Origin of the sequence: Allomuricauda sp. F6463D (assembly GCF_023015965.1) — a bacterium.
Classification (GTDB): Bacteria; Bacteroidota; Bacteroidia; order Flavobacteriales; family Flavobacteriaceae; genus Flagellimonas.
The window spans coordinates 1,720,778-1,739,114 of the sequence record NZ_JALKAN010000001.1 but is presented as its reverse complement, the minus strand read 5'-3'; the positions used below and the strand labels follow the sequence as shown (position 1 = coordinate 1,739,114).

The window sequence follows — 18,337 nt, the reverse complement described above, 5'->3', positions numbered from 1 at the left end:
GTGAGGGTTGTAAAAATAATTGACTTAATTCAATACAGTCTCTTAGTACAGATGTTCAAAAGCATGAAATTTAAAGTTAAAAAAATAATTGCATGAAAAATAGAGTGCTACTATTAACAATGATTTGCATGCTGTTAGCTCCTAAGTATGGGGTGGCACAAGACCATGACCATGGTGCTGGTAGAGAGCCGCATGTTCTTCCCCATGTAAAGGAATTTGTGCCAGGGGTTTATGCCACCGGATTTGCTCACAAGTATAAAAATGCAAACTGTGGATGGATTGCCATATCAAATGAATGTATGCTGGTGGATCTCCCGAGGGGCTTGGAACCTCAGATGTTTTTAAAAGAAGTAGAGCGGATTTCTGGCACTACACCCAATACATTAGTACTCACTAAATTTCAGGATGGAGATGAAAAGACGGTGAAATCCTTAATCGATCATGGAGTGAAACAGGTTTTGACAAGCCATTCGATTCGGAACGCACTTGTAGCAACTAAAACTATCCGAGAAGAATTTATTCGAGGAATGTCTACACCAAGTGAAATTGGTGACAATAGCAATTCCATTAAATTTATGCCACTGGATGGAATTGTTGGACCTTACGGAGCAGCTGTTTATTTGCCCAATCAAAGTGTACTATTTACCGGGCCCTTGGTGGTGAATGGACCTTATACGGATTTGACTACATCTAATACGGCACATTGGATTACCGCATTGGAACATCTCGAGTCCCTAAATGCCAAACATGTTATTCCCGGATACGGTTCATGGGTAGGTGATAACGTCATAGATTTTGAACGGCGGTATTTGGTTGAATTACGTCGGCAAATTGGCTATGTGATTTCGCAGGGAAGACCCAGGGAATTGATAACGGATTTTGAATCTCACTACCTGCAGCGTGAAGTCCGTATTCAGCCAGATTACGTTGTTTGGAATCCTTATGATGCTCCGAAGCGTGAAGACCTAGAACATGTTTATGATGAAATGACCGTTCCCAATGCCCCTTTCAATGGGCAAGATCCAAAACCTTCCAAGGAAAATCCGCAAGCTTTAGTGTTGTATGCCGATCAACCACATGAACCCGGCTACAGCCCTCCAGGTCTTCGTCTCGTTTTTGAACAAACCGGTGTCACACCTCACTTTACTGTGGATGTTCGTGCTCTGACCGAAGAGAACTTGAGTAACATTGATTTACTGGTGATTTATCGTGATGGGCTCCTACGGCCTAACGCTGATAAAGATTCGAATTATATCTGGATGACACCAGAGCAGGAATCAGCAATCGTAAACTTCGTAAAAAATGGGGGTGCATTTTTGAACCTTCACAATTCAATGGGTATGTACCCAAAGGATGGTGCCTATCTTGATTTGGTGGGAGGACACTATGTCGGGCACGGTCCACTGGAGCGGTTTCGTGTTGAAGTGGTAGATTACGAGCATCCCATTACCCAGGGTGTTGAAGATTTTTCAATCGCCGATGAGCAGCACACACCACCCTACGACAAGGACAAGGTAAACTTACTTTTACAAAGTAGAGCGGATGGTGCCGAGCCTGCCGCTGCTGGTTGGTATTATGAGCCTGGCAGTGGACGACTTTGTCACCTTGCACCCGGCCACACACGAGAAGCCTTATTTCACCCCATGTACCAACGATTGCTGCGAAACGCCGTTAATTGGTTGTTGCGACGGGAATGATATTCAGAATGAATTTCGGAAGTCAATCCTAATATTTGAAGTGTTTTAATAAAGAAAAAGAACCATTAAAATATAAATTAATAAAATCTTGGAAAATATTCCATCACCTATATGACCATTCCGAAAAACGCTTTTTGGAGGATTTTTCATTTAAACCAAATTACAATCAACAATGGGACACAACAAAATAAAAACCGATAAGAACTTTATTTTATTATTTCTTACAGTTATTGTAATTAGTTTTTCTGCTTGCAATAATGAGAAAAATAACAAGACCAATATCTATGTGTCGCCACAGGGAAATGATGCCAATCCGGGCACAAAGGAATTACCCTTGGCCACTCTTAATGCCGCAAAGAATCATGTTCGAAAAATCAAGTCTTCAACAAAGGGAGATATCAATGTGTGGCTTCGGGGCGGGAAGTATAATTTGGATGAAACCGTAGTGTTTGGTTTGGAAGACTCTGGAGAAGGAGAATCTATGATAATCTATCAAGCTTATCCAGATGAAAAACCGGTGTTTACTTCGGACGTACCTATCAAGAGTTGGAAAAAACTGGATAGTGAAAATACGGCACTCCCAAAAGCTGCCGTCGGAAATATTTGGGTTGCAGATGTACCAAAAGGGAGAGATATACCATGGCGTTTTTATACCTTATATGACACTGATGGACGATTGCCAAGGGCAAGATCAAAGGGGTTCATACCTACCGAACCATCTGTAATATTGTCCGATTCTACTGACAGGGATATGCTACATTTTCCAGAAGGAACCCTTAAGAATTGGTCAAATTTAGAGGATGTTGAGATTGTTGTACGTCCTTATCAAGGCTGGGTTATGAATATACTCCCGCTGGAATCGGTGGATGAAAAGGCTAAGATTGCCACCACGGCTTTCACTGCCACCTATTTGATGAAAGAACTTCATTTAATCCGAGGAAAAGAGTCTGCTTGGGTCGAAAATGTGATGGAGGCACTTGATGAGCCAGGTGAGTGGGTTTTGAATAGTAAAGAAGGAAAACTCTATCTCTGGGCAAGAAATGGAAAGCAGCCTCGAGAAATTGTGGCTCCCTTGTTAAAAGAGTACATCCTTGTAGAGGGACAGGTTAATGAAGTAGGTGTTGCTGATACACCTGTTCGTAATTTGAGCTTTAAGGGTTTGACCTTTATGCATGGTGAACGTTATTCATATACTGAAGATGACAAAGGTCTTCAGCACGATTGGGAAATGTACGACAAGGCCAATGCCTTGATCAGATTTCGCGCTGCGGAAAATTGCATAGTAGAGCAATGTCACTTTCTTCAGAGTGGGGGAACTGCGATACGATCAGACTTATATGGCCAGAAAATTACCATTAAAAATAACCATATAGAGCATATTGGAGGAACGGGTGTTCTTCTTTGTGGATATGGGCCAGGAGCAAAAGATGTTAATAAGTACAACCTTGTATATAATAACCACATACAAAATGTTGGTGAAATCTATTGGCATTCTCCGGCTATATTTCTTTGGCAAAGTGGAGAGAACCGCATCGCCAATAATCTAATTCACAATACACCTTACTCGGGTATCATCATTTCCGGACTTTTAGATAGCTTCAAAACTAGGAGCGAATACAAAGAACTGGATTTGTCCAATCCTTTCGAAAATAGCATAGAGAGTGACGAGTCGCTTCATTTTGCATATGACAACCTCATCGAATACAATGAAATTCACCATGCCGTAGAGTTATTGGGCGATGGCAATGGTATCTATCTTAGAGGTGCGGGTACAGGAAATCATATAAGCCACAATTATATACACCACATGCTACAGTCGATTGTTATGCAAAGCCCTATTCGTACAGATGGTCTGCAGAGAGGAACGCGCATAACCGGAAATGTGCTTTATAAATGTGTGTCACATGGTATCCATTTAAAGCATAACAATCATGCAGATAACACTATTATCGTCGATATGATAGCACCGCAACACAATGGTGAAACACGCCCACCCTCTTACCTTAAACTCCGTACAGGCCCCCTCACAGGGGGAGCCATTCAGCGAAATATACTCTATCATACAAAAGGAAATGTCGATTTCTATGATCAGGGGGTTGCTGGCGGGCATCTACCGGCATGGGCAAAGGAAGCGGATACGGATTACAACATTTATTATTGCGCCGAAAATCCTATTGTGGGCGAACAAGTACTCAAGAAAGCTCAGAAGGATGGCATTGATATGCATAGTTTGGCCACCGACCCATTATTTGTCGATCCAGGGAATGGTGATTTTAGATTAAAACCAGAATCACCGGCTCTAAAACTGGGTTTTGTCCCAATCGATATGTCCAAGATAGGGTTGAGAGACATTCCGTAGGATTCCATGTTAAGGCTACTATTAAGCGCCTATTAACCGGATGAAGAATAAGATTGGACTACTAATTATTGTTTGTTTTCTACATAGAAATAATAAAATATGATGAATCTATTTAAAAGGATTACAATTCTGGTAATTATCGGTAATTGCCTAAGTCTTTCGAGTTGCAGGAGCAATAAAAGTAAAGTTAACCAAATCGATTATGTGACCGAAACAGGGGGCAAAGTGGATTTTGGAAAAACGGAAGTTTCTGCTTACACGCCTGAAATAAGAGCGAACATGGAAAAGTTATATGAAGACAAATTTGGAATGTTTGTTCATTGGGGACCTTATGCGCAGCTTGAAGGGGTCTGGAAAGGAAAAGAAGTTTCGGCAGAATGGATTATGCACAACGCTAAAATTCCGGTTGATGAATACGAACAGTATGCTGCTAGTTTATTTAGACCCGAAAAATTTAAAGCTTCGGATTGGGTCGATATTGCCGAAAACGCAGGTATGAAATTCATTGTTCTTACTGCCAAGCATCACGATGGATTTGCCATGTATGATTCCAAAAACCCATATAATTTGGTTGATTTTGCTGGTTTTGATAGAGATATTCTAAAGGAGTTATCTGAAGAATGTGCAGAACGGAACATGAAATTGGGATTTTATTATTCACAAAGCCAGGATTGGCATGAAGAAGGCGGAGCAGGTAATAGCTGGGACTTTGGCAGTAGAATTAAACCTCAGGATAAATTTGATGCATATTTCAACGAAAAAGCTGTTGAGCAAGTGAAAGAATTAACCACTAATTATGGAGACATTTTTATGGTATGGTTTGATACCCCCATTCAAATGGATGATGAGAAGTGCCAATTAATGATGGATATAGTAAAAGACAACCAACCAGGAGCATTGGTTAATTCAAGATTAGGACAAGGTTTTGGACATTTTGATGTGTCTATAGATAATGGTAAAACGCCAAGTGTAAGTAAGGCTACTTGGTTGTCTGATTTAAAGGTGCCATGGCAGACACACGAATCCGTTACTCAACGTGGCTGGGGCTACACTTCTTATGGTGGCGAAAACGACCGTTCAGATGAATACAGTGATTTCATTTATAGTCTCTGCCGCATTGTAGGTAATGGAGGCGTTTATTTATTGAATGTTGCACCACGTCCCGATGGCACCATACCGCAATCACAAGTAAATAGCATAACAGCCATAGGCGACTGGCTCAAAGTAAACGGAGAAGCTATTTATGGCGCTGATCCTAGCCCGTTGAAATTCCCTCCATATGCCATTACAAGTAAACCTGGTAAAATATATCTTCATATTAAAGATTTAGTTGATAATCAGGTAGTACTTAACGGCCTTTTATCTAAGGTTAACAAAGCATATTGTTTGGCTGATCAAACAATGCAATCATTAGAATTTGTTCAGGAAGGAGAACTTTTAAGTGTAACTGTCCCAGAAGCGCTTAAGCAACCTAGAGTAACTGTGGTTGTATTGGAAATTGAAGACGAGGCGGCTAAAGTAATCAATGAAATCATCCAACAAGAAGCCGACGGTACAATTAACCTTCCTGTGGCAAAATGTGAATTTGCAATTAGAAGGATAAGTTATGATTATGAAGAACAGGTAACGCATAGATGGGGAGAGAATAACAAACAAGGTTTGATTTGGACTGTTAACATAACTAAGCCAGGAGTTTATAACGTCATGAGTGAGGATAACGGAAATAATGATTATGTTTTTGAGTTGCGAACACCGTCTGACACCTTGGATATAGCTCCTAAAGGAAATATTGGGGAAATGACACTGAAAAGTCATGGAACTATTCAAATTAATCAGAATGAGAATGTCACAATATCCGCTTATCCTAAAGCCTTAATTGGCATGTCAAGTCGATTTAACTTCAAAGGATTAAAGCTTGTACCTGTAAAATAGCCGTTATATATTTATATGATTATGAATTATAAAAAAGCACTTATACATCAAAAGTTCATACTATTTGTTGCAATTGTTTTTGCAGCTGTAATGGTTCGAGCTCAAACCAACACGAAACCATTAAGAGAATTACTGGACAGCAAGGTTTATCAAGTTCCTGAGGTTTTTTGGGAACCAACCAAAGATCAAGGGGATATCAAAGCACTATTTTATGAAACCCTTCCATACAAAGGAAAATCCACAAGAGCTTTTGCCTATTTGGGCATTCCAATAAGTGACAAACCAGTACCAGCAATGGTATTGGTGCACGGAGGAGGAGGTAAGGCTTTTCATGAGTGGGTAAAAATATGGAACGATCGCGGTTATGCGGCAATTTCAATGAGTTTGGAAGGACACATGCCTGATTCTAGTGGAAACGGAAAATTGACTCACGATTACAGTGGGCCTTCACGTGTTGGACGATTTGATGATGTCGATTTGCCAATAGAAGAACAATGGATGTATCATGCTGTTTCTGATATCATGATAGGGCATTCACTCCTGGAATCATTAGCTGAAGTTGATGCTGATCGTATTGGTATTACAGGGATTTCATGGGGTGGTGTATTAAGTAGTCTGATGTCTGGACTCGACTCAAGGCTAAAGTGTGCCGTGCCTGTTTATGGTGCAGGATATCTCAATGAATCATTGGGACATTTTGGAGAGCATGGGAATAAACCTCCAGAATTCATTGAGAAAAAGAAATTTTGGGATCCATCACAACAGTTTTCTACAGGTTCTGTACCGACACTTTGGGTCAATGGTGATAGTGATGGGCACTTTTCTATTAATATAACATCTGATTCATATAAAACTACAAGCGATCATGCCTATCTCACAATTCACCCTGGTATGAAACACGGACATAAACCAGGTTGGGAGCCTAGTGAAGTACCAGAAATATATGCTTTTGCGGATTATATATTAAAGGGGAAAGAACCGGGATTAGGTCGTATTATCAAACAACCATCGCGAAGAAATGTTGTTCTTGCTTATGAGTCTAAAGCAGCTATTCTGAAAGCAACAATTTATTACATCACCGAAGCGTTGACCTACCGCAAACTTGATCCCGAATCAATTCATTCAAGTCCAGGCCCTTGGTTGAGTATGCCTGCGATAGTGGACATTTCAAAAAATGAAATACATGCTACACTTCCCAAAGAAGCGCTCACTTATTATGTGAACATACAAGACTCACGGAGTTTTATTTTTTCTTCAGTTTTGGTGGAATTAAAGAATAAATGATGAGAAAAGGTATAAAATTGATATGGTTGTTGTTTGTTTTTATGATGGTAATTTTCATTGGTCAAATAGCATCATCAAACACTAATGTTTCTGAAGTGACTAGTTCGATAATTTTTCCTAATTCCGCTCCTAGAAATACCTTCATGGTATTCGGAAATACTTATGTTAAAACTCCCGAAAAGGCTCAGACAAGCATTATGGCGTCCATAAACAAGGCGGTGGAAGATGCCGATATTGATTTCGTTATCATAGTGGGTGAGTTAACCATTAGTGCCGGGATAGATCAGTTTAATGTGATTAAGTATGTGATGAATAATTCACCAGTGCCAGTTTATGTGACTGCCAGCAATCATGACCTAGTATACGACAATGGTGACTGGAAAACTGGTAATGACGATGACTATGACCGATTTCGGAAAATGCTGAAGACTGAAACTGAGTACATCCTCTCTAAAGGTCGAAGCCGTTTTATTATGCAATCCCATACCGATAGTATTGGAACCGATTTTACCAGTTACGAGCTGGCAAAGCTTGAAAACAATAAGAGATATGACTTTGTTTATCAGGTTACGGAAGTCCCCTTGATCGCTCCAATCAACCTCACTAGCAAGCCGGTTGTTGGTATCAGTGGCGGCAATCCCAATGGAGTTAAGTTAGAACCGCTTTCCGGTCGCCATGTCCGAGTCTGGCCCACGGAGAATAAGATCAATGATGATGAAGATGACTATCTGATTTTTAAAGAGAATGAAGGTTTTCTGGTGGTGGATTCATACGTTGATCGTAGCTTGAATAAAAGCTTCAAAATTATTATTGATCGCTCTGCGGGAACTCTTTCTGTTGAGAGTCTATGATAATTTATATATTCGAACATCTTTATTCTGCCTTGCCCTATTGGTTTTTAGCCTAAGGTATAATTAAACCCCATAGCGTATTTAGCCCAAGCGAGAGTAGGCTGGGTACTGGGTGCGGTGGTTTTTGAAGGCTCCTAGATTTCAAGAAAAGTAAAACTAGCCTAGCCCGAGATTGTTATTTGAGTTTTTGTTTACTTTTTTATCGATGAACCTATTTTTAGAAAGTGACTTCAAGCGCATATCCATAATTTCCCAAGGGGAGCTCATTTAGGTTTACTTCCAAGCCTTGATCATTTTGTTTCCAGTCAATCTGAGCGCTACTTCCGAGAAGGGTAACTTTTTTAATTTTACCACGACTCAAGGCAAGGGATTTAATCTTGATAGGACCATCGGCCTTTACCAAAGAAATTGCATAAACACGATTCGCAAGAGATGTAAACCAGAAATCATTACGGGTAAAAGTACGATTAAAACCTTTTTCTGCCCGATCTTGGGTTCCATCCAATAAGGTTTCTTCCTTGCCTTCTTTGGTTATTTCCCAACGCGTTGTACCATAGATGGCCTTGCCGTTAATCGATAACCAATTACCGATTTCTCGTAGTCGGATTGCACTTTCTTTAGGAACACGTCCTGTTCCATCTGGCCCTATATTTAAGAGGTAATTTCCTCCTTTTGATGCTATGTCTACCAGGTAGTACAAGATTTCTTGAGTGCTTTTCCAATCATCATCATAGGATTTATAGGCCCAGGAATTGTTTGTAGTCCCACAAGTTTCAAAATACTTAGTCAATTGATCTGATACTGAAGGGATTTTATTGTCTCCCGCATCTAAATAGTCCCCAAAATCAAATCCAACTCTCCGGTTTACCAAAATGTTGGGGTTGGTGTCGTAGATAAGTTTATAAAAGTCAAAGGCTTGGGCCTCGGTGATAAAACCATCACCATCAAACCAAAATAAGCGTAATTCCGGAAGTAGGTCCAGTAACTCCTTAACTTGGGGTATGGCTTTGTTTTCAATATAGGAGGCATGGTAATTAGGGCTGGGATCCCAGAGGTTTTTTCCAGTCGCGTGGGTGCGTATTCCAAAAGAGTCATTGTGTTTTTTAACATTGGCATAATTCCCATCCGTGCCATCATACCAATCGTTGCCATGGGAATAATAAACGCTAAATGCTAAACCTTCGGCCAAACAGGCATCGTATAATTCCTTTATGACATCAGATTTGTAGGGTGTGGCATCTACCATATCATAAGTAGAGCATTCAGAATCGAATAAGGCAAACCCATCGTGATGTTTGGTGGTAATGACCACATATTTCATGCCGGCATTCTTAGCTAGTTTGGCAATGTTTTGGGCAAAGGAGGTATCCGGATTAAAGGTCTGGGCCAATTGGGCGTACTCATTCCTTGGAATTTGGAATTTATGCATCAACCATTCTGAAACCGTCGGACCTGGGTTTTTTGAATCTTCCATGCGCTCACCCTTCCAAACACCTCCCGCTTGGGAATACAAGCCCCAATGAATGAACATACCATATTTAGACTCTTTGAACCACTCTAAAGCAGCTTGTTTTTCTGAAGATTGGTGCATTTGTAACCATTCTTCATAATATTGATCGGTTCCAAAACCTAAGTTCCTGGAGTACAAGGGGGTAATACGAATTTTGTCAATTCCTGAATCAATATTCAGGGTCAAAGTTTGCAAACCAGCTTTGTTGTATTTGATGGTGGCATTCAGTTGTGAGACTGTTTTTTTTTCGTCTGCTTCCTCAATTATAAAGGTGGTTGGCGGCGCTTCTTCTAGTTGTACGTCAGCGCTACTTATGGCAATTTCACCTAAGGGGGATTGCTGTTCTCCATCCCTTAAAATTTGTAGGTTGTAAACGCCGGGCCGATTGAGTTGAAATTCCCAGGATAACTGGTCTGCGGTATCTATCGCATCGGCTGCATCAAGGACCACCCAAAACTTGGCATCTTGTACCGCCAATTTTGATTGCTGTTTACAACCACATAGAAACCCTAAGGTTAGGATTCCACAGAAAAACATTTTGGATAAATAGTTTATCATTTTGATGTGGTTTTATAGGGTTCCCTATTCGGAAATATTGATCTGTTTCTTTTGAGGGGGGACACGTCCATATGAAGGGTCATAAACAGGTATGCCCATACCCTTGGGAGTTTGCCAACCTGGCTTAGCTTTGTGCGTCACATAGGCATAGTAAGGGGTGGCCGTTAAATCAGGTCCGATAAATACCGGAGCAAGTTTAGTGACTCCTTTTTTTAAATTCATCTTAAAGGTAACCTCTTTGGCACCCTCAGGAATATCTATGGTCTTATCAAAGTCTCCGATACGCATACGAGCCTGTTTATAGTTGAAAGCCTTACCATAGGTCCCATCATTGATGCCTTTGTCAGCTTCCACGGGCCAGCGCCTCAAGGAAATTTCATATTCCCCATCCTGCTCTACCTCAATGGCCCAATACGATTCTTCAGCAACATCCCCATTGATGATATGCCCTTGGTTCCATGGTGGAAGTCTATCGATCAACCAGTCATGGGAGGACAGGGAAACAATGGGTGAGCGGTCTGACCCGATAATCATATAACTGGTTAAATCATGTTCTTGGGAAACATCGTTCCAGAAAGTGTCGTATTGATCGCGAAGTTGTTTCAGTACTTCCGGGTGCTGATCGGCAATATCAGTGTTTTGCTTTGGATCTTGATCTAGTTGATATAATTCTTTACCGTTTACCAAACGCCAGCGGTCGTACATAACGGCACTTTTACGCCACTTTATGGGGTCAACAACACGTTGGGATTCCACAACCAACGAACGCTCGGCCCAATTAGGGGCATCTGTATATAGCAAATCACGAATACTTCTGCCATCATATGAGGTTTCTGGAGTCTCCAATTCGCAAAGGTCGATTAGGGTTGGAAGAATATCAATATGGGCCGTAAGCGCTTCGATGGATTTTCCTGCTTCGATGTTTCCATTGGGCCAACGAATTATAAAAGGTACTCGATGTCCACCTTCATATTCGGAATTTTTCATTCCCCGCATACCGCCGTCAAAACCTCTTCCATCTATTATACCACTGGCCGTGCCGTTGTCGGTCATGAATACGAGTATGGTGTTGTCCGCAATACCCTCTTCATCTAGCATTTGGGTAAGTGCTTTTAGGTTATCATCAATATTGGTAATCATCCCATAGAATTCGGGCGAAGAAACCCGCGGATCATTTTCATATGGTTTTACATATTCTTCCGGACAGTATAATGGCTTGTGTGGTGCATTAAGGGAAATATATGCGAAAAATGGCTTGTCTTTATTGGTTTTGATGAATTTTTTCCCTTCGTCAAACCAAACATCAGTACAATAGCCTTCAAAGCGTTGAGGTTTTCCATTTACAATATAGGTATCATCAAAATAATCGTTCCCCCAGTAATCCGGGGCCTGCCCCACACCACCGGCCTTATGGTAAACACTGTGTTGGAAACCACGGTCTTCCGGGCGGTAAGGATAGCAATCCCCTAAATGCCATTTACCAAATAGGCCCGTTGCATACCCGTTGGCTTCAAATACATCGGCCATTGTGGTTTCTCGTTTACGCAACATGTTGCGTCCTTGTACAGTATGCCAAACGCCTACGCGGTCAGAGTATCTTCCTGTCATCAAAGCAGCTCGGGTAGGTGCACAAGTTGGATCCACATGAAAATTGTTCAAGAGGGTTCCTTCCCTGCTCAACTTGTCTATGGTAGGGGTGTTTATAGCTGGGTTTCCAGTAAACCCCAAATCACCATAACCTTGGTCATCCGTAATGACTATGACCACATTTGGTACTTTCTTATTTTCTACATCATTTTCTGATTCCTTCTTTTGCTTGACCTCCCCACAACTGATTAATAGTAAGTTGAGGACAATTGAAGCAGTTCTTAAACCATATAAATTCATCTTTTTCCTTTAGGATATTTTGCTATTTAATTTTCATTTGTTCTTATACTAGTTACATGTAATTACATGATTTTCTCTTAGTTTCCCTTATTTGATTTTCAAAGCAATGAAGCAAAAATTTTTCATGGACCTAAACTTTATACTTCCTTGCCATTATTGTTTGGGAAATCACCAAAAGCGGTCAAACGATCAATTTGTTTATCTGGAATAGTACCAACTGCTGTTAAGGCTGGATTGAGCATTACTGTACCAGTCTTGTGCGTGTTTTTTAACTAGCATCCACCTTCAACCAATTAGAGTTCAAATAATCCTAAATTAAGACATTTTTTTGTTAACCGACGTTCTAATTAACTTTCAAAGGCCTTTTAAATCATACTATAAATTGGAAATTCTCCTCATAGTTGTTCAAAATTAGTAGGGTACTCCATTTAATGTCTTCTCTATTCAATCATTCCCTTGCTTATATCAATCAACTATTATTTTCAAATAGGAATGCTCAAAAAATCTTAGAGTTAACACTATGAGCATGGTGTTTGATAATGTGTTGCTCTAACTCGCTTGTTTACTGTGTTTTATGCTGTAATAGTTCTTGCTAAGTTGGATAGGGTCATCATCATTCAAATGAAAAATTGGTTGCTTATTTTTACTCAATGGCTATAATTGGGATTATTCAAAACTTTTTATATTTATAGGTTTGATATATTATTTTATGTGATTTTTTTACTAAAATGTGGATTTAATAATTGAATTCTTAAATAGTTATAGTTTAAATTGGAAACGTTTATAAGAAATAATGGTGATAGTAAGAGTTAGGATAAAAGATGAATAGGGATTTTATTACTATATGATTATGAAGAGAAGGTCTATAGGCTATCTTATAGTATGTCTTTCTCAATTTGCACTGTTAGTGTGGGGTTTTTCTATACCAGTATTTGGCCAAAAATTTGAACGATTTTCCAATGCAGAGGGATTTAATCAGAATACCATCACTTCCATCGTCCAAGATAAATACGGCTTCATCTGGCTCGGAACGCCTAACGGACTTATCCGTTATGACGGATATGAGTTTAAGACCTTCACCACCCAGTCGGAAACTGAGGGAAATATTCATAGTAATTTCATTTCCAGTTTATGCACGGATAGTCAAGGTGTAGTATGGATAGGTACAGATCTCGGGTTAAATGCTTATGTTCCTTCTTTGGAACTATTTCACACCGTACCCTTGCCTAAAAAGTTGCACGTCAATACTATAAGCGCTAGGTCAGAAGGGCCTGTTTGGTTTACTGGAGAGAATGAGCTGTTTGTTGCTAAATTAAACCATAAAAAGGACGGGGTTTTCAGTGTCTCTAATAACCTTTTAAAAAGCGAACCTGATATTGCAATTATCAATAGTTTTGGGTTTTTGGACTCTTCTTCAATCGTCCTTGCTACCAATCAAGGTTTGAAGAAGTTGAATTTGATCACAAAGCCTCAACTAGATTTTCCTGAAGTAGAATCCATAATTACTATTGAATCTTTTAAAGATGAGGAGGTAACTAATGTTTTGGTTCAAAAAGGTCTTTTTTGGATAAGTACAACTAAGGGCTTATACAAGGCCACTTTTGAAGGGGACAAAGTGCACGTTTTAGAGGTGTATGAAGATTTAGGTGATATGGCCTCTGCTGATTCTGAGTTTGCTATAATGACAATCGTAGAGGATAATTCAGGAGCTATTTGGATCGGAACTAAAGAAGATGGGCTATTTAAATATAAAAATGGAAGTTTTAAGCACTTTGCTTACAATCCTAAAGATAAATCAAGTTTAAGTAGCCCACATGTTAATGCTATTTATCAAGATGATTTTGATGTATTTTGGGTTGGCACTGCTCAATCTGGCCTTAACAAACTCAATTTAGCGCAAAAACAATTTACTGCTTATTCCCATAATCCATATGATTCAAGGTCTCTTTCGGATAATCTATTGATGGCCATACTTGAAGACAATAAAGGCAAGTTGTGGCTGTCGGGATACGATAAAAACTTGTTTAGAACTACCACCTCTGTTACAGATACCACGGTAAATACACTAAGGTTTGAAACTTTAGAAGATAAATTGAATTTGGAGATTTCTGATGTAGTAAGGAGTATTTATGAGGACAGAGAAGGTTTCATTTGGTTTGGGACAGATTATAAAGTGATTGTTTACAATCCAAAAACTAAGCAATATAAACAAGTTTATTTTACAGAAAATGGAATTCCTTTCCACCATAGTGAAACAAGGAAAATTTATCAGATAGATGATGAAAATGTTTTGTTAACAGGTTCTTCGATTGTTGTAATTTCTAATCCTTGGCAGGTTATTCAAGAAAATGTAAAGCCGCAGATACCGGTAAAATCCAGTGTTCTCCTTCAATCTGAAAGTGTTCAAAGTTTAGTGGAGAATGAAAAAGGGTCCTTTTGGTTTGGAACAGATAAAGGACTGATACATGGAAATTTTGATGGTGAAAGTATAAAAATTGATCATAATATATCAGAAGATGCTACTAATGGGTTAAAATTGAGCTATCGTAAAGTATTTACTTTGGAAACGGATGATAACGGAGCTATATGGATTGGTACTTTTGGAGGTGGACTTAACAAAATGACCTTGAATGAGATGGGTATACCCACTCAAATGGAATACTTTAGAAAGAATGATTTGCTACCAGATGACGCTATTTATGGGATTTTAAAAAAAGGGAATAAGCATCTCTGGATGAGTACAGATATGGGATTGGTAAAACTAAATGTCGTAGATAACACCATAGATGTATTTGACGTTAGAGATGGACTACCACAGAATAATTTTAGACAAGGTGCATATTTCAAAGGAGCATCTGGATTTTTATATTTTGGAGGTTTAAATGGGTTGACAATTATAAAACCGGAAAACATTAAGCTTAATGAGCAAGCTCCCAAGGTGCTGGTAACTGATTTATTGGTAAATAATGAGCGCGTTAAAATTGGTGAAGAACAAAACAATCACGTCATTCTTCAAAAATCAATTTCAGAAACGGAGCACATTACCATTAATAAAACGCAACAACAAAGTATAGCATTTAATTTAGCGGTAGAACATACCGCCAGTCCATCTAAAAATAGATTGGCCTATAAGCTGGAAAATTTTAGCGAGGATTGGATAGAAGAAAGTTCAGGAAAAACCACGGTCACTTTTACCAATCTGGCAGCGGGTGATTATACTTTTAAAGTAAGAGCGGCAAATGGGGATGGTGTATGGGCTACGGATATAAAGACATTACAGGTGTCAATATTACCACCTTGGTATCAAACTTGGTGGAGCTATTTATTGTTTATTATACTTGTAGCAGGGATATGTGTTGGCATTGTGGTTTATTTTACGCAGCATGAAAAACTCAAACAGAGACTTAAGTTCGAAAAGCTAGATAGGCAAAGGCAACAAACAATCAACCAAGGTAAATTTCGTTACTTCACAAACTTATCCCATGAATTTAGGACGCCCTTGACCCTGATTTCAGGTCCTTTGGAACATATATTAATCCAGAATAAAGATCCAGAAAACAGAAAGTATTTGGAAATCATTCGGAAGAATACAAAGCGATTATTAAGCCTGGTGGATCAATTGATTACCTTTCGTCAAGCCGAGCAAGGCCACTTGAATTTACAACTAAGTAAAGATACCTTGGGAGGATTTATGTACCCCACTACAGAGGCTTTTGAGAATTATGCTCAAGAAAGAGATATTAATTTTTATTTTAAGGTGAGTTCCCCTGATGAAGAAATAATTATTGATGTTGAAAAAACGGAACGGATAATTTTTAATTTACTTTCTAATTCCTTTAAAAACACGCCTCCAAAGGGTAGTATAAGTGTCGAATCCAAAATCACCTTTGACCAGGGACAAAAAATAATCCATATCGATGTGATTGACAATGGCAAAGGTATTCCTGCCAATGATTTGGACAATATTTTCGAGCGATTTTATCAGTTAGGCAATAAATTTGGTAATGTTAGTGGAGGTGGTATTGGACTGTCATTTTGTAAGTCTTTGGTTAACCTACTAGGGGGGGATATTAGTGCGATGAGTAATCCAGGACTGGAAACTAGGTTCTCAGTTAGTTTACCGTCAATGACCATCTCAGAATATGGTTCTTTAGATATAGGGCAGTCAGAACAATCTTTTATCAAAGATTGGATACCTTTAGGAGCTGAAATTACTAAAACTGGAAATACCGTAAAGGAGAAGGTGGATACAAAAGATTTTAGTATCTTGATTGTAGAGAACGAAGAGGATGTTCAAACATTTTTAATTAGTACGTTGTCTCAAAAATATAATATTGATGTAGCTAACAATGGAGTGGAGGGCTTGGCTAAAATCAAGGATAAACAACCTGATCTAGTGATCAGTGATGTTATGATGCCCGAAATGGACGGGTTTGAATTGTGCAAAAAAATTAAATCAGATTTTGATTTGAGTCATATCTCTGTATTGCTTCTAACAGCTTTAGGGGGGCAAGAAGATTTAATTAAAGGACTGGAATTTGGTGCTGATGACTATTTGAGCAAACCTTTTTCCATTCGTCATTTGGAGCTTAGAGTTAATCGTCTCATTCAAAATAAAGCGAAGTTACGGCAGTATTTTACCAAGAATAGTGAAATGCCCAAGGAAGATATTGAAATTTCTACTCGGGATAAATATTTTTTGGAGAAAGTTATTGCAGCTATTGAAGAGAACCTTTCGGATTCTAATTTCGGGGTGGAAGAATTGGCATGCCAAGTAGGCTTAAGCACCTCTCATTTTTATAGACGATTAAAACAACTTACAGGCCAGGTGCCCAATGTGTATTTAAGAAACTTTAGACTGCAGCGTGCGGCCGAATTGTTGAGGAACAATGAGGGATATAATGTTACCGAGGTCATGTACTTAATTGGTATAGAGTCAAACTCCTATTTTTCAACGTCCTTTAAAAAACTCCATGGTGTATCACCATCAGAATTCATTAAACAAAAAGTAGTTTAATCCCTTTTTATCCTTTGTTCATTCGTATTTTAGGATTAGAGACCCTTTATAGTGTGTTAAAGTTCATGTGTAATACTTTACCGACTAGAATCCTTAGGTTATACCCCATTCTTCTATTTTTAAAATAGATATCGATTTGGTGCCTTTTAAATTGATTTTAAACTACTTTAAATAAAAAAAACCTGTAAATCAATGATTTACAGATTTAATGTGTTGTTTTGATAATGTTTTAGTGGAGCCGGAGGCACCAGAACCTACCTTTGGAATCCCTTTATTTATTGGGCTTTCGGGTCCATTTTAATTTTATGCTCACCGAATAGGTTACTTTATGATTAAACATTTGATTATCAATTAAATGTGATATAAGATGATCGAATTCATATGGTCTAAATGTTGGTTCTTTTAAATGCTGTCTATTTAAACAGTATAAATAATCTGTTCAATACTAAGCTTTGGCTGGAAGTGCGATTATACAGTGTTTCCCCTCTAGTCAATTTTTTCAAATAAGGATTTGGAAAGATGAGTATCTCGTAAAATTACTGTTTTAGCGGTAATATTTAGCCATTGCACTAGTTTAACTAGAGAACTTGATATTAATAGGTGATATTACTGCTATAACGGTAATTACAATCAAATTAATTGGTTTCAACAACTATTTAATTGATGAAATACGTATATTTACTGTTTAAACGGTAAAAATGTCGGATTTTAATTTAGGTTTGATGGTTAAAAACCATCGCAAGAAAGCAGGGCTGACACAGCTTGAACTGGCCAATTTGGCCGGTATAGGTAAGACAACCGTCTTTGATATCGAAAAAAATAAGGAGACTGTTCGTTGGAGCAACATCCTTGCCGTGCTCCAGGTATTGAACATAGAAGTGGAATTTAAAAGCCCATTGACTGAAAACGTATGAGAAAGGCAGTGGTATATACCCATGGAAAAAGGGCGGGTGTTTTAACGGAAATCTCTCCTCAGGAGTATATGTTTACATATGATGATGATTACAGTGGTCAGGCGATTTCATTGACCATGCCCGTTGATCAAAAGGAATTCAGTTTTAATGGGTTCCCTCCCTTTTTTGAAGGATTGTTGCCTGAAGGTATTATGTTGGAAGGACTACTTAAGATTTCCAAAATTGACCACAATGATTATTTCTCCCAATTAATGGCCACTGGTGCTGATTTGGTAGGTGCAGTAACCGTAAAACCTATGGAAGATGAATAGGTGTCCTATCACATATG

At 38.8% G+C, this 18,337-nt stretch carries 10 protein-coding genes; 8 read left to right on the top strand and 2 right to left on the bottom strand.

What is annotated here, in order from left to right:
* The first annotated feature begins 92 nt into the window (after positions 1–92).
* The 5 genes from MWU56_RS07720 (at position 93) to MWU56_RS07700 (ending at position 8,123) form a co-directional block, all read left to right on the top strand.
* Entirely contained in the window at positions 93–1,697 is a 1,605-nt protein-coding gene (locus tag MWU56_RS07720; protein ID WP_247043456.1) for a ThuA domain-containing protein, read from the top strand.
* Between the two features lie 172 nt (positions 1,698–1,869).
* Entirely contained in the window at positions 1,870–4,056 is a 2,187-nt protein-coding gene (locus MWU56_RS07715; protein ID WP_247043455.1) for a right-handed parallel beta-helix repeat-containing protein, read from the top strand.
* Between the two features lie 99 nt (positions 4,057–4,155).
* A complete protein-coding gene (locus tag MWU56_RS07710) occupies positions 4,156–5,988 on the top strand; it encodes an alpha-L-fucosidase (protein ID WP_247043454.1) in 1,833 nt (610 codons plus the stop codon).
* A 21-nt stretch (positions 5,989–6,009) separates the two neighbouring features.
* Positions 6,010–7,272 (top strand): acetylxylan esterase, encoded by a 1,263-nt coding sequence (locus tag MWU56_RS07705; protein WP_247043453.1) that lies wholly within the window; start codon positions 6,010–6,012, stop codon positions 7,270–7,272.
* The gene (locus MWU56_RS07700) at positions 7,269–8,123 is read left to right on the top strand and encodes a hypothetical protein (protein WP_247043452.1); all 855 of its coding nucleotides are present in this window, start codon (positions 7,269–7,271) and stop codon (positions 8,121–8,123) included. The genes MWU56_RS07705 and MWU56_RS07700 overlap by 4 nt, the downstream gene beginning before the upstream one ends.
* A gap of 217 nt (positions 8,124–8,340) precedes the next feature.
* On the opposite strand, the gene MWU56_RS07695 is transcribed toward MWU56_RS07700, so the two are convergent.
* Both MWU56_RS07695 and MWU56_RS07690 read right to left on the bottom strand, forming a co-directional pair.
* Complete coding sequence (locus MWU56_RS07695) at positions 8,341–10,191, bottom strand: alpha-L-fucosidase (RefSeq protein WP_247043451.1); 1,851 nt, start codon at positions 10,189–10,191, stop codon at positions 8,341–8,343.
* Between the two features lie 24 nt (positions 10,192–10,215).
* A complete protein-coding gene (locus tag MWU56_RS07690; protein ID WP_247043450.1) occupies positions 10,216–12,078 on the bottom strand; it encodes an arylsulfatase in 1,863 nt (620 codons plus the stop codon).
* An 850-nt stretch (positions 12,079–12,928) separates the two neighbouring features.
* Here MWU56_RS07690 and MWU56_RS07685 point away from each other — a divergent pair.
* From MWU56_RS07685 to MWU56_RS07675, 3 genes are all read left to right on the top strand, one after another.
* A complete protein-coding gene (locus MWU56_RS07685) occupies positions 12,929–17,095 on the top strand; it encodes a hybrid sensor histidine kinase/response regulator transcription factor (protein ID WP_247043449.1) in 4,167 nt (1,388 codons plus the stop codon).
* A 698-nt stretch (positions 17,096–17,793) separates the two neighbouring features.
* Entirely contained in the window at positions 17,794–18,009 is a 216-nt protein-coding gene (locus MWU56_RS07680; protein ID WP_247043448.1) for a helix-turn-helix domain-containing protein, read from the top strand.
* Positions 18,006–18,320, top strand: a complete 315-nt coding sequence (locus tag MWU56_RS07675; RefSeq protein ID WP_247043446.1) for a HipA N-terminal domain-containing protein — start codon at positions 18,006–18,008, stop codon at positions 18,318–18,320. Before MWU56_RS07680 ends, MWU56_RS07675 begins: the two co-directional genes overlap by 4 nt.
* The last annotated feature ends 17 nt before the right edge of the window (positions 18,321–18,337 follow it).